Raw genomic sequence first — 12,092 nt, 5'->3', positions numbered from 1 at the left:
TTTCCCGTTCATGATAAATCGCCCTAGCAATACCAATCCGTTGGCGTTGTCCCCCCGATAAACGTACCCCGCGTTCACCTACCCCCGTCTTTATCCCATCGGGTAACTGCTCAATCAATTCCTCAAGCTGCGCGGCTGCTATAGCCTTATACAATCGTTCCTCATCAATTTGAGCATCAGGTACGCCAAAGGCAATATTCCGTTCTATCGTATCATCGGTCAGAAAAATAGACTGGGGAATATACCCAACTAGATTTTGCCAAGAGCGCAGATTATCATAGATGGATACACCATCGACTTTAATATCTCCACTCTCTAGCTCCAACAGCCCTAGTATCACATCCACTAATGTCGTCTTTCCCGCTCCCGATTTGCCAATTAGGGCAATGGATTCCCCTTTCTTAATCTTAAACGAAATCTGGTCAAGCGATAGTTCGGAAGCTTCCGGGTAACGATAGGTCACATTAATCAGCTCAATTTGATTCGCAAAACTAAGCGTTTGATTTCCTTTATTTGTCCCATGAGCTGATCCATTGACCCTTGCATCTGGCAGGCTTTCAAGACGATTATGAATTCTCTGTTTCTCTATTTCCTTGAGATCTAAGTAGAGCATATTCAGCGCATAGCTAGAGGTTCGCATTTTTGCCATGGACTGAACAAATTGGCTTGATGCTGGGATTAAGCGTACTGACGCCACCGCAAAAACACCCATCACAGCGGTCAAATCTTGTCCACTTTCCGTGAAGAACATGTGAAATAGAGAGACAAAGAGAACAACAAATACAATCAAACTCGTCTTAATAAAAATGTTTGGTAATATATTTGCCGCTTGTGATAAAGTAGCGGCTCTAGCATATTTCTGAGCCTGTTGGTCTATTTGATTTTCAAAATAGGATTCACACCCAATCACCCGTGTTTCTTTTAATCCACCTAGACCGTGGTTAATCGTACTAATCATTTCTTTTTGAGTTTGCGATTGGATTCTGCCCCATCGCTTAAATCTATGCCCAAATTTACTAAATAACAAAAATGTGGGGACTAAAACAACCAAAACCATGACCAAGAGCAGGGAATTGCTATATGCCATTAATCCTGTTAAAACCCCAATCACAATCCCATTGGTTACAAATATGAGTAACGCGAGCAAACAACCATTTGTAAACATGTTTGTCTCGGTAATAATATTCCTAATAATACTGGCTGTGTTTTGATTTAAGTGAAATGTATAAGGTGCTTTTAAATATGCCTTGAGTAACCGAGATATTAAGATTGATTTTTGCTTATGGGTGTATCGATATATATAGGTTTGAGTCAGAAAATAGAGCAGTGCTTGAATACAAAAAACTGCAATAATTATAAATCCGACGATGGGGATAAATTGCTGGGGGGATTGCAATCCTGACTTTCGATAAGCCCAGTCGAGTACAGTGATACTCTGAATCGATTCTGGGTTGGACGCTAGGCTGATGAAAGGACCGACTAAGCCAATACCAAAGGCTTCTAGGATTGAGGTGAAGATAAATACAAATAAGAGGAATATAAGACTTTTCCGGCTTCCCGTCAAAACGTATAAAACTTTGGAAAGGTACTCAATCATCTGGATAAGTGTTTGTTTTAGTTTTAGAGTCTATTTACCTGAACCGCCAGCTAGGTGAAAGGGCGCACGTCTGTCATGCGTGTCAATTTAAGCGCCAAAAGCTCGACTGGCAATCTTTTCACCCTCATCCCCTAACCCTTTCTCCCTTCATGGGAGAAGGGGAACCCTCCAATAAAGACGCTTCCAAAACACACTTGGAAGATGACTTCCATCCCGCTTCCTTATTGCTCCCCTCTCCCCTGGTGGGAGAGGGGCTGGGGGTGAGGGGGTTGAGCTTAAGTTGACACCAATGAAGCCTATGCGCCCCTACGGATGACCTTTTTTGATAAACGGTATTTTCTTTGAGCGGCAATACACATAGAATGCAGAAAGTGGGTTGGGTTATGATCACAGTGTTGGTTTTCTAATAAAAGGCTATAGCTAAATTCACTTACAATTGGGTTGGGTAGGTAGTTTATCCCGCACTCTCCTAATTTTAGAGTATAGATAGCTCAACTGTTAACCCTTAACTCTTAAGAAACACTTTTTATCACAGAGGGTTGAGAAGAGGGCGACCCGAACCCATTAAGTAGCTGGAGTTGTTAATTGGTGCAAGCGGGTCGCCCCTACTTGTCACGGTATGTGGTGCAACGTGAGTTGTAGGGACGTTGCATGCAACGTCTCTACAACTATCTTTTCGGTTCCACCCAGATGTGACTAAACCCGCCCCGACTCAGGGTTCTAGACTTCCGGTGAAAACTCAGGTCGCCCCTCCAGGTTCACCACAGGTGTTTTTTCGTACCAGGAATTACCCAGCAACACCACTTATGAGGGCAAAGGTGCGTTACGCTAGGCTAACGCACCCTACAGATAGAGGCTGTGCGTAAGTCCTACTTACCTGATGGAACCATCGCCTTTGTCGGAAATCCCTAAGAAACATGCTTGGAACCTCAGTCAGGGCGGGTTAGGCGACTAACGGGTCAAACCAATTCGATTTGCGAATCATCCCCAATCATAAAGCGCAACGCCTTGGGACGCCGTGGCGCTACACTCAACTTTGCCCGTTGTCCAATCACACTGTCCACTATCCGCTGCTGTACCCCAATCACCTTCGCCCCCTGTAAAATCACACTATGTTCTAAGTCCGTATCAACCAGCGTAACCTGGTCAGCTACACTACTATAAGGACCAATAAAACAATTTTCCAGATGACAATTGCTGCCAATGGTCACTGGTCCACGAATCGTACAGTTGACCACTTGGGAACCCTGACCAATCTTGACCCGCCCAATCACCTGACTATTTTCATCAACCTCACCCTGAACAGCGGTTTCCAAGAGGGTATCCAAAATAACCCGATTGGCTTCCAATAGGTCATCTTTCTTTCCCGTATCCAGCCACCAACCTTGTAACTGGAAGGATTCCACCTTTTTGGGTTGGTCAATCAGATATTGAATCGCATCGGTAATTTCCAGTTCCCCTCTAGCCGAGGGTTGGATATTCGCGATCGCCTGGTGAACTGTGTTAGAAAATAGATAAATCCCCACCAGTGCCAGATTTGAGGGTGGCACTTTGGGTTTTTCCACCAACTGCAAGACTCGCCCTTCCTCATCCACCTTTGCCACGCCAAAGGCGGTGGGATTGGGAACGGAACACAGCAGGGTGAGGGCATCTAGATTTCGCTGTTGAAAGCGTTCGATAAATAGGCTCAAGTCACTTTGTACCAGGTTATCACCCAGATACATTAAAAACGGTGCATCCCCGATAAACGGTTGAGCAATCTTGACCGCATGTGCCAATCCCGCTGGTTGTTCTTGGAGGATATACGTAATCTTAGCCCCAAAGCGATCGCCTGTTCCGGTTTTGGTCTTCACTTCTTCTCCGGTTTCTGGACTGATAATAATTCCGATATCGGTAATCCCTGCGGCGACTATGGCTTCAATTCCATACCACAAAATCGGTTTATTGGCAACAGGTACGAGTTGTTTTGCCCCAGTATAGGTTAGGGGGCGTAGGCGCGTTCCTTTTCCGCCGGAAAGAATTAGTGCTTTCATTAGAAGTTGTTGAGATTGGCTGGATTATCGCCGGGACATAAATCTCTGGAACTTAAAGCCCAAGTGAGCGAAGTTTGTAGTCAGCGCTTCAGCGCTGGTGGCACTAAAGTGCCTACTACGAACAGCGAAGTTTGTAGTCAGCGCTTCAGCGCTGGTGGCACTAAAGTGCCTACTACGAACAGCGAAGTTTGTAGTCAGCGCTTCAGCGCTGATGGCACTAAAGTGCCTACTACGAACGAATGACGAATGAACGGTAGTGCCATTCCACCTAAAATTATATCCTTAGAGTCTATGTTCAAAGGGGTAGGTCTGACCAAAGCTCTTTCAAGGGTGAATCGCGAATCACAGAAGCGATATCGGCTTGTTGTTCATGCGTAAGCTGGGTTTTCCACTTGGACATACTGATGCGGGGATCGCGGTAGACACTAAAATATGCCTTAGATTTATCAGATAACTGGCGTTCACCAGCGGTTGATTCCTTGATAAAGTCACGAGTGGTTTGACCCAGTTCCCAACCCACGAAGTCAAAGATTTCCGTAATTTTGCCCTGGGGATCATTGCATAAATCTTCATAGACGACGACTAATCCCTGGTCATAAGAGCGAGTATACTCAACCAAGGGTTCAACTTGGATACGCCAGATTACAGCATCTAACTGCATATCTGACATTTCTTCCAAGCGATCGCGATACTCAGACAAGAAATTCCCCCCAATGGCGTCAATTGACCGCCGCATCCCTTCTATTTTCTCCGACTGGGAGCGCTGGTTAAACTGATTGAGTTCTTTCCCTTTAAGCGTAGACGCAATTCTACCAAAGGGATTACGGATCATCCCAATCAACTTAGGTTGTAGCACCTCACACAGGCGGGGTAAGAGGGGGGTGGGGAAATTCACATCCTTAATTAGGATAGGAGTCTGTGGAGTTAGTTTAGTTTGACCATACCAGTGATAGAGAAGCTTTAGGGCTTCTACACGAGTACCCAAACTATGCAGCAGATGTAAAAGTTGGGGATTTTGCCAGCGAAAGCTTTTGGCGGGAAATGGGGGTAAATCAACGTCATGGTCAAAATTAGAACACACAGAAGCAAAGCGGTGACGTAATTCCTCAACGTCGGCTGACTCTAAATCACTCCGCCAATCTTTGTAACCTTTTGAGCGACCAAAGGGTTCGTATTTATACACACAATGTTCGTAGGTGTTCATCATCTGACCTAGCCACGTTGTACCCGAACGCCCAGGACCGGTAATGAGAACATAGTTAAAGGCTGAGTCATCCTTTGTCAACTGGGTTGTATTGCCACGACGGGTTGGATTAAACTGATCAGACATTATCGGTGAGCATGGAGTTGTTTGAGCATTTGCCGCAGTGCTGTGCGCCAATGGGGGGGATGAGTACCTAAAACGGCGGATATTTTCTTGCTAGAGAGTACGGTATAGGCGGGACGGGGGGTGGGTATGGGATATTCTGAGGTATTAATCGGCACAACTTGCTGCACGTTTAAGGGAAAGCCTAGTTGTCGAGCTTCCTCAAATATAGCTACAGCAAAATCATACCAACTAATGGCACCACTATTGGTATAGTGATAGATACCTGTAACAGACTCCGAGTTGAGGTGGAGAATTAACTGCGCGATCGCACTGGCTAAGTCCCCTGTCCAGGTTGGCGCCCCCACCTGATCCACAACCACTCGCAGTTCCTCCCGTTGAGTCCCGACTCTTAACATGGTCTTAACGAAGTTACCTTTCCCGTGAACCCCATACACCCAAGCTGTTCTAATAATAACAGCGCGATCGCACGCCTGTTGTACTCCTGTTTCTCCTAAAAGCTTTGATTTCCCGTAGGCGTTTAAGGGATTGGGTGTATCCGTTTCAGTATAGGGTGTATTTTTTCGCCCATCAAAGACATAATCGGTAGAAATGTGAATTAAACTGGCTCCCAGCTCTTGGGCGGTTTCTGCCATAATTGCGGGAGCTGTCCCATTAATCGTATTTGCCAGTTCAGCTTCGCTTTCGGCTTTGTCTACGGCGGTGTAGGCGGCAGCATTTACAATAAAGTTAGGCTTAATGTCCCGAATAACCTGACGAATTTGATCCGGTTGCGTCAAATCCAACCCCTGGCGGTCAACACCAATCACCTCTCCCCATGAGGTTAGGGTGTGTTGGAGTTCACTCCCCAGTTGTCCAGCCATACCGATGAGTAAGATTCGTGTCATGGGTAAACATCTGCTGTTTTTAAAGGTTGACCAGCTTGGTCTTTTGCCGATAATATTGGCTCAGTGGTGAGTTGCCAGTCAATTGCCAAGTCGGGATCATTCCAGAGTAGGGTTCTTTCGTGTTGTGGAGCGTAGTAATCCGTGGTTTTATACAATACCTCGGCTACCTGTGACACCACGTAGAACCCATGGGCAAATCCTTCGGGTATCCAAAGCTGGCGCTTATTTTCAGCACTCAAGAGACAGCTTACCCATTGTCCGAATGTCGGAGAACTTTTGCGGATATCGACGGCTACATCCAGTATTTCGCCAACAACCACGCGCACGAGCTTTCCCTGAGGTTGCTGGATCTGATAGTGTAGTCCTCGTAGGACGTTCTGCCCAGAACGGGAATGACCATCCATGACAAACTCAGCCGTGATATTTGCTGTTTCGGCAAAAGCTTGGTGATTGTAGCTTTCTAGGAAAAAACCACGCTCATCGCTAAAGACGCGGGGTTCAATAATCAAGACTTCGGGAATTTTAGTCGGAATAATTTTCATTGGGGTTATTTTCCCTGTAATTCCATGAACAGTTCAAGAATAAGGATTCGTTCCGATGCCGTTATTGGGGGGGAAGATGATATCATTTTGCCCTTACACAGAAACGTTTCTTGAACGCCTAAGGAACACAAAAGGACAAATTATACCTCTAGAATAGAAGTTATCTTAGTCAATTGAAAAGCTACTGAAGTTAAGAAGTATGACCCGCATTGGGGTAGTCACCATTGGCAGAAATGAAGGGGAACGACTGATTCGCTGTCTAAAGTACGCGATCGCACTCCTTCCCCAGGATACACCAATTATATACGTAGACTCCGGTTCCACCGATGGCAGCGTGGAAGCGGCGGAATCCCTGGGTGTGCAAGTGATCAACCTGGATATGTCACGCCCCTTCACCATGGCGCGGGGACGCAACACGGGATTCAGATACCTCATCGAACAGTTCCCAGATATCAAATACGTCCAGTTTATCGACGGCGACTGCGAACTCATTCCTGGCTGGATTGAAAAAGCCACCGAAACCCTGGATAATGATCCTAAATTAGCGATCGCCTGTGGACGACGGCGGGAACGATTCCCTGATGCTTCAATCTATAACCGCCTCGCTGATATGGAATGGAACACCCCCGTAGGTGAAGCTAAAGCCTGTGGCGGGGATGCTTTAATCCGCGTTAGCGCCATTCGAGAAGTAAACGGCTACAACGAAACTCTAATTGGCGGAGAAGAACCAGAAATGTGTATTCGCCTGCGTCAAAGGGGTTGGAAAATTCGTCGTATTGATGCCGATATGACCTATCATGATGCGGCAATGCTCAAGTTTAGCCAATGGTGGAAGCGCTCTATCCGAGGCGGTTGGGCAGTTGCAGAAGGTGCAGCGATGCACGGTAAACCCCCAGAACGGTATATGATCCGAGAAAGTCTCAGTGGTTGGATATGGGGACTGTTTATCCCTCTGCTAGCGTTGGGACTTGCCTGGTTCACATCGGGGCTGACTCTACTTCTATTTCTGGGGTATCTTATTTTAGTATGGCGCATCTATCGATATCGCCGTAGCTACTTTGATGATCGACCTTCCCACGCTTGGTTGTATGCTATTTTCTGTGTCATGTTTAAATTTCCCCAGGTTATCGGACAAATCAAATACTGGTTGACACGATGGCGGGGTCAGCAAGCAACATTGATTGAATATAAAACAGCAGCCTAGTTAACTGAAGATTACATGGATTTGTCGGAATGATTGGGTGGGGTACCGTAACACTGATTACACAGATTTATGGGAATGATTGGGGTGGGTTGGGGATTTTAGTCGCACTGATTACACAGATTCAGTATGAGACAAGGCACGGATGGTTAGATGGTTACATTCATGAAACATCTTGGCTGTGTCAATTGGTGTCCTATTTGTTATCACAAACACCTGAACTCAATCTGGGTGAGCTACGCCTGTTACAACCTAGTCCGCGCAGGCGGACTACCCTTCGGGAAGGCTTCGCCTATGTTTGTGTAGCAGCGATTTCAATCGCCTCCTCTTGCTGCTGCGATCGCGTCCGCCCCTACAATTGATTTATGAGTTCTTGTGGTTGCTAACCCGGCTTTAGGCATTGAGGAGATCATTAATGCGAATCGCGATTGTGGGATGTGGCTTTGTCGCCGATTATTATATGAAAACCCTTCCCGGTCATCCTGAATTGGAACTGGTGGGGGTGATGGATCGGGATCAAGATCGGGCTTCCCGATTTTCAGCTTACCATTCCGTGCCGACTTATCCTACCCTCGATGAACTAATTGAGGATAGTAATGTTGAGTTGGTGGTTAATCTCACCAACCCCAGCAGCCACTTCGCCGTATCGAAAGCTTGTTTAGAGGCGGGGAAGCATGTCTATTCAGAAAAGCCTCTGGCAATGGAATTGTCGCAAGCCGAGGAACTGGTAGACTTAGCCGAGAAACGAGGTTTGTATATCTCCTCCGCACCCTGTAACCTCCTGGGAGAAACCGCCCAAACAATTTGGAAAGCCCTGCGAGAAAAGGCGATCGGACGGGTACGATTAGTGTATGCGGAAATCGATGATGGACTGGTTCACAAGATGCCCTACAAAAAATGGTCGAGTGAATCGGGTATCCCTTGGCCCTATCAAGATGAGTTTGAGGTTGGTTGTACGTTAGAACATGCAGGTTATTATGTCACCTGGTTAGCCGCCTTTTTTGGTCCGGCGCAAACCGTTACAGCGTTCTCATCTTGCTTAATTCCGGATAAAGAAACAGATGTTCCCTTAGCGGTGGAAGCACCCGACTTTTCGGTGGCTTGTATCAAATTTGCCTCAGGGGTGGTTGCTCGGTTAACCTGTGGTATTGTTGCCCCTCATGACCACACCTTGGAGATAGTCGGGGATGAAGGAATACTGTGTACCAAGGATTGTTGGTATTATCGGTCTCCCGTTTATATTAAACGGCGAATCAGCATCAGGCGGAAAATGTTCATCAGCCCTTGGAAGCGAAAATATCCCCTTGTCGGGAAAGCCACTCGATATCGCTATCGGGGTTCCCAGCAAATGGACTTTTTTCGCGGTGTGGCTGAACTCGCTGCTGCTGTCAGGGAAAAACGTCCCTGTCGCCTATCGGCTCGATTTTCGCTGCATGTGAATGAAATTGTCCTGGCGATTCATAATGCTCTAGATACAGGTTCTGCTTATAAGATTTCATCCTCCTTTGCACCGATGGCGCCGATGCCTTGGGCAAAGTAAACGGCGATGCATCAGCAGGTAAGTTTTAAGGGGGAGAGTGGGAGATTGTGTAGGGGCGGGTTTCACGACTACCTTTTCGATTGCACAACAGATGTGACTAAACCCGCCCTGGTTTAAGGACAGGGGTTTGCCTAAGGTTATTCTTGAATTGGATTAAGCTAGTGAAAATTCCAGTGGAAAATTAAGGCTAAAGCCCTGACTACGAACTAGGTAAGGCTAAAGCCCCTACTACGAACGGAACGAACCAACAGCAACCTATGAAGTTACTTGTCACCGGCGCATCCGGTTTTCTGGGACAATATGTTGTAGCACAAGCCCTACAGCAGGGACATCACGTCCGTGCCGTGGTGCGACCTAGCAGCGCCCAAAACCCTCTGCCTTGGTCGAATCACCCAGCTCTAGAGTTAGTTGGTGTCGATTTACGCCAAAAGCAGGGACTGGTTGAAGTTCTAGACACGATAGATGCAGTTATTCATCTGGCGGCGGTGAAGGCTGGGGATTTCCAGACACAGTTGGAGGGGACGGTATCAACCACGGAGAACTTACTCGAAGCCATGGTGAAGAAGAATCAGCGGCGTCTGATTGGGATTAGCACGTTCTCGGTTTTCGACTACCTACATATCCATTCCGGTGACATAATTGATGAAGAGTCTCCCATTGAATCGAATCCATCCCAGCGAGATGGTTATGCTCAGACGAAGTTGATGCAAGAACAACTGTACCGCGATTTTGCCCAGAACCAGGGTGGACAGGTTACCATTCTCCGTCCCGGTATGGTTTACGGACGGGATAATCTCTGGAATGCCCATCTCGGCGCTCAACTTGGCAGCAACCTCTGGCTTCGGATTGGTAATCATGCCACAATACCCTTGACGTATGTAGAAAATTGTGCTGAAGCGATTGTCGCGGCTGCCCAGTCTGATCAGGTCATCGGTGAAACGATTAATATTGTGGATGATGATTTACCTAGCCAGCAAACTTATGCCCATCAGCTAATGAAACGCATGGACTCTCCGCCCCGAACCATCCCGATAAACTGGACGGTGATGCAGCTAGTTGCCAACATGGCTTGGGCGATTAACAGCTATCTTCTCAACGGAAAAGCCAAACTCCCAGGTATCTTAGTCCCCGCCAAACTCCAGGCTCGGTTTAAACCGTTACGCTATAGTAATACTCGTGCCAAACACCAGTTAAACTGGACACCGAGATACTCCCTAGATACCGCCATTGACCGCAGTTGTAGCCCAATGGAATTACGAACTGTGCCGCATCAGACACCTCCAGTGATTGAGGAGTTAAATTGATGCGAATTGCTTATTTAACGGGAATGTATCCTAGAGCAACGGATACATTTATTCAACGTGAAGTCGCTGGCTTGCGGCAAAAGGGTTTAGAGGTCTACACCTTCTCAGTTCGTCGCCCTGGTGATGAACATATCGTTGGTCCAGAACAAAAGACTGAACGGGAACAAACCTTCTATATTCTACCGCCTAATCCGATCACATTGGTGTTGTCGCACTTAATTCTCCTATTTACCTCACCGGGACGTTATTGGAAAGCCTTAGCCTTGGCATGGTCTACGAACCAACCTGGGTTGCGAGGTACACTCTATCAGCTATTCTACTTTGCCGAAGCCGGTCTGCTGGCGCAACAGATTCTGGCAAAGCAAATTCAACACCTACACAACCACATCGCTGATTCCTGCTGCACCGTCGCCATGCTAGCGGCGGAACTGGGGGGCTTTACATTCAGCTTCACGATGCATGGTCCCTACATCTTTTTTGAACCCTACCGTTGGCGGATTGATGAGAAAATTAAGCGATCGCTCTTTGTTATCTGTATCAGTCATTTCTGTCGCAGTCAAGGGATGCTGTTTGCCCCTACCGACACCTGGAATCGCCTGCACATCGTCCACTGCGGGGTTGATCCCGCTTTATTTAATCAAGTGTCCCATAACCAACCCGGTAAACGACTACTATATGTGGGGCGACTCTCCGCCGCTAAGGGGTTACCTGTCTTACTCGAAAGTCTAGTTATGTTAAAATCCTGCCATCTTGAGATTTTCTTAACCGTTGTTGGCGATGGTGAGGATCGGGCGGAATTGGAACAGATGACAGCAGGGCTAGAATTAAATGATAATGTAAAATTTGTGGGCTATAAGTCTCAAGCTGAAGTCAGAGAGTACATGCAGGAAACTGATGTATTTGTCCTACCCAGCTTCGCTGAAGGTGTCCCCGTTTCCCTTATGGAAGCCATGGCAGCGGGTGTCCCTGTCGTCACTACCCAAATCGCTGGGGTGAGTGAGTTGGTTGACAATGGCGTGAGTGGTTATATTGTACCCCCAGGAGATGCTATCACCTTGGCTGACCGAATTAAAACATTACTCACTGAGCCTCAGCTACGTACTCAATTGGGCGCAGCAGGTAGAACCAAGATTGAAAAAGAATTTAACCTAAATCATGAAGTCGCCCGTTTGTATCGGGTGATGACTGCTGCCCTTGATGGTAAGATTGAATCTATCCGTCCAGAGGCTTTTTGAAGGTTGGGCGGGTTTTGTTGTTCCTTTATCGGTGAGGACATTTTTATTAACAAGATTTAACCCGAAATAATATAACCTATTGTAGGGGCGACCCGCTGCATAAATCAACAACACCCATCCTCTCAATTTTATCGGGTCGCCCTTTACCAAATTGGGTTGGGTTGTCTTATCCTGAACCCGGACAGGTTTCGTTGTTCATTTATCGGTGGGGAGGGCGGGTTTCGTTGTTCATTTATCGGTGGGGAGGGCGGGTTTTGTTGTTCCGTTAGTGGTGAATAGGTGAATTGAGTTCCTAAACCCGCCCCTACAGATTCCCTAAACCCTAGACGTTTCACCGGAGGAGTCTCTACAATCACGAGACGGAAACTGGGGTTTTCTCCCAACTATTATCCTGGGGCGCGGGCGGTAACCCCATAAATCCCGATC

At 47.1% G+C, this 12,092-nt stretch carries 11 protein-coding genes; 6 read left to right on the top strand and 5 right to left on the bottom strand.

Annotation, left to right across the window (positions count from 1 at the left end):
* Together ACLFWI_RS17035 and ACLFWI_RS17030 are read right to left on the bottom strand one after the other, a co-directional pair.
* Positions 1 to 1,597: ATP-binding cassette domain-containing protein (locus tag ACLFWI_RS17035; RefSeq protein ID WP_446413905.1), on the bottom strand; the 1,597-nt coding region annotated here is incomplete at its 3' end.
* A 959-nt stretch (positions 1,598 to 2,556) separates the two neighbouring features.
* On the bottom strand, positions 2,557 to 3,630 hold the full coding sequence (locus tag ACLFWI_RS17030; protein ID WP_446413904.1) for a glucose-1-phosphate thymidylyltransferase: 1,074 nt from the start codon (positions 3,628 to 3,630) through the stop codon (positions 2,557 to 2,559).
* 15 nt (positions 3,631 to 3,645) lie between these two features.
* Here ACLFWI_RS17030 and ACLFWI_RS17025 point away from each other — a divergent pair, with 15 nt between their 5' ends.
* Positions 3,646 to 3,873, top strand: coding sequence for a hypothetical protein (locus ACLFWI_RS17025; protein ID WP_446413903.1), 228 nt, complete (start codon positions 3,646 to 3,648; stop codon positions 3,871 to 3,873).
* A 52-nt stretch (positions 3,874 to 3,925) separates the two neighbouring features.
* Here the strand turns inward: ACLFWI_RS17025 and ACLFWI_RS17020 are convergent, their stop codons facing one another.
* The 3 genes from ACLFWI_RS17020 to rfbC are packed head-to-tail and all read right to left on the bottom strand — an operon-like array spanning position 3,926 to position 6,386.
* Positions 3,926 to 4,960, bottom strand: coding sequence for a sulfotransferase domain-containing protein (locus ACLFWI_RS17020; RefSeq protein WP_446413902.1), 1,035 nt, complete (start codon positions 4,958 to 4,960; stop codon positions 3,926 to 3,928).
* Positions 4,960 to 5,844, bottom strand: a complete 885-nt coding sequence (gene rfbD / locus ACLFWI_RS17015; RefSeq protein ID WP_446413901.1) for a dTDP-4-dehydrorhamnose reductase — start codon at positions 5,842 to 5,844, stop codon at positions 4,960 to 4,962. Before rfbD ends, ACLFWI_RS17020 begins: the two co-directional genes overlap by 1 nt.
* Positions 5,841 to 6,386, bottom strand: a complete 546-nt coding sequence (gene rfbC / locus ACLFWI_RS17010) for a dTDP-4-dehydrorhamnose 3,5-epimerase (RefSeq protein ID WP_446413900.1) — start codon at positions 6,384 to 6,386, stop codon at positions 5,841 to 5,843. The genes rfbD and rfbC overlap by 4 nt, the downstream gene beginning before the upstream one ends.
* A 199-nt stretch (positions 6,387 to 6,585) precedes the next feature.
* Between rfbC and ACLFWI_RS17005 the strand changes: the two genes are divergently transcribed.
* The 5 genes from ACLFWI_RS17005 (at position 6,586) to ACLFWI_RS16985 (ending at position 11,666) form a co-directional block, all read left to right on the top strand.
* Positions 6,586 to 7,590, top strand: coding sequence for a glycosyltransferase family 2 protein (locus ACLFWI_RS17005; protein WP_446413899.1), 1,005 nt, complete (start codon positions 6,586 to 6,588; stop codon positions 7,588 to 7,590).
* Between the two features lie 29 nt (positions 7,591 to 7,619).
* Positions 7,620 to 7,949, top strand: a complete 330-nt coding sequence (locus ACLFWI_RS17000; RefSeq protein ID WP_446413898.1) for a hypothetical protein — start codon at positions 7,620 to 7,622, stop codon at positions 7,947 to 7,949.
* Positions 7,950 to 8,002: 53 nt separating this feature from the next.
* A complete protein-coding gene (locus ACLFWI_RS16995) occupies positions 8,003 to 9,127 on the top strand; it encodes a Gfo/Idh/MocA family protein (protein ID WP_446413897.1) in 1,125 nt (374 codons plus the stop codon).
* Positions 9,128 to 9,384: 257 nt separating this feature from the next.
* Positions 9,385 to 10,431, top strand: a complete 1,047-nt coding sequence (locus ACLFWI_RS16990) for an NAD-dependent epimerase/dehydratase family protein (protein ID WP_446413896.1) — start codon at positions 9,385 to 9,387, stop codon at positions 10,429 to 10,431.
* A complete protein-coding gene (locus ACLFWI_RS16985; RefSeq protein WP_446413895.1) occupies positions 10,431 to 11,666 on the top strand; it encodes a glycosyltransferase family 4 protein in 1,236 nt (411 codons plus the stop codon). Before ACLFWI_RS16990 ends, ACLFWI_RS16985 begins: the two co-directional genes overlap by 1 nt.
* The last annotated feature ends 426 nt before the right edge of the window (positions 11,667 to 12,092 follow it).

Origin of the sequence: Coleofasciculus sp. (assembly GCF_046539235.1) — a bacterium.
Classification (GTDB): domain Bacteria; phylum Cyanobacteriota; class Cyanobacteriia; order Cyanobacteriales; family Coleofasciculaceae; genus Coleofasciculus.
This window is presented reverse-complemented; position numbering and strand designations above follow the sequence as displayed.

What these genes read in the sequence shown, in the direction of transcription:
- ACLFWI_RS16995 (WP_446413897.1), top strand. Translation starts at nt 8,003, where the DNA reads ATGCGAATCGCGATTGTGGGATGTGGCTTTGTCGCCGATTATTATATG.
- ACLFWI_RS16985 (WP_446413895.1), top strand. Translation starts at nt 10,431, where the DNA reads ATGCGAATTGCTTATTTAACGGGAATGTATCCTAGAGCAACGGATACA.
- ACLFWI_RS16990 (WP_446413896.1), top strand. Translation starts at nt 9,385, where the DNA reads ATGAAGTTACTTGTCACCGGCGCATCCGGTTTTCTGGGACAATATGTT.
- rfbC (WP_446413900.1), bottom strand. Translation starts at nt 6,386, where the DNA reads ATGAAAATTATTCCGACTAAAATTCCCGAAGTCTTGATTATTGAACCC.
- ACLFWI_RS17000 (WP_446413898.1), top strand. Translation starts at nt 7,620, where the DNA reads ATGATTGGGTGGGGTACCGTAACACTGATTACACAGATTTATGGGAAT.
- ACLFWI_RS17020 (WP_446413902.1), bottom strand. Translation starts at nt 4,960, where the DNA reads ATGTCTGATCAGTTTAATCCAACCCGTCGTGGCAATACAACCCAGTTG.
- rfbD (WP_446413901.1), bottom strand. Translation starts at nt 5,844, where the DNA reads ATGACACGAATCTTACTCATCGGTATGGCTGGACAACTGGGGAGTGAA.
- ACLFWI_RS17005 (WP_446413899.1), top strand. Translation starts at nt 6,586, where the DNA reads ATGACCCGCATTGGGGTAGTCACCATTGGCAGAAATGAAGGGGAACGA.
- ACLFWI_RS17030 (WP_446413904.1), bottom strand. Translation starts at nt 3,630, where the DNA reads ATGAAAGCACTAATTCTTTCCGGCGGAAAAGGAACGCGCCTACGCCCC.